General features: G+C 45.8%; 2 protein-coding genes. Both read left to right on the forward strand.

Annotated features, from left to right (window positions below):
- The coding region (locus A3766_RS05210) for a cytochrome D1 domain-containing protein (RefSeq protein ID WP_068641844.1) at window positions 1-526 on the forward strand (526 nt) is incomplete at its 5' end.
- A gap of 49 nt (window positions 527-575) precedes the next feature.
- Window positions 576-956, forward strand: a 381-nt coding sequence (locus tag A3766_RS05215; protein WP_068641846.1) for an Lrp/AsnC family transcriptional regulator, incomplete at its 3' end; no start/stop codon positions are given.

Raw genomic sequence — 956 nt, forward strand, 5'->3', positions numbered from 1 at the left:
TATGTCGAAACTTGACTTATGGCACCTTGAAAACCCGCCAGAAAAAATATTGCCAAATTACGGCCGGGGAGAGCAGAAGCTACCCGTCTACAAGATGCCTCACCTGGAAGGTTGGGCTGTTGCAGGCAACTATGCATTTGTTCCTGCCGTTGGGCAGCACCAAGTATTGGTGGTGGATATGAACACTTGGCAGCAAGTAGACAAAATCGATGTGCATGGTCAGCCAGTGTTTGTCATGGCTAGACCGGATGGTCGCCAAATTTGGGTGAACTTTGCCTATCCAAATAATGACACGCTCCAAGTAATAGATGCTGAAAGCCGCTCATTATTTAAAACACTAAAACCTGGAAAGGGTGTGCTTCATATGGAGTTTACTTCACGTGGTGAGCATGTGTGGGCTTCTGTCAGAGATTTAAACTTGGTGAATATCTATGACACCGAAACCTTGGATTTAATAAATCAGTTTGAGGCGACAAGTCCTAGTGGGATTTTCTTTACCTCTCGGGCGCATCGTTTGGGCTTATAAAGCTCCGGTCGCTCCAAAAACAAGAACAGTGAGAAAGAAAGGTGATGTGATGAATATACAAGCTCCTAGCAATACAGGTATTGAACCCGAAAGAGTCGTTCTGGATGACTTGAGCAGTAGTTTATTAGATTCCTATCAACGTAACTTTCCTATCACTTCACGGCCCTTTGCCGACATGGCAGAGCAGTTGAATTGCTCCGAACCAGATGTATTGACCAAACTCTTGGCACTTAAAGATAGCGGTATGCTGACGCGCATAGGGCCGGTATTTGACCATAAGCGAGCCGGGGCTAGTCTCTTGGCGGCTGTGAGCGTTCCATCTGAGCTGACAGAAAAAGTAGCTGCCCAGATTAACGAATATGAAGAGGTGAATCATAACTACGGACGAGAGCATAGTTATAATCTGTGGTTCGTTGTTACGACACCGACT

The organism is Oleiphilus sp. HI0132 (assembly GCF_001635845.1).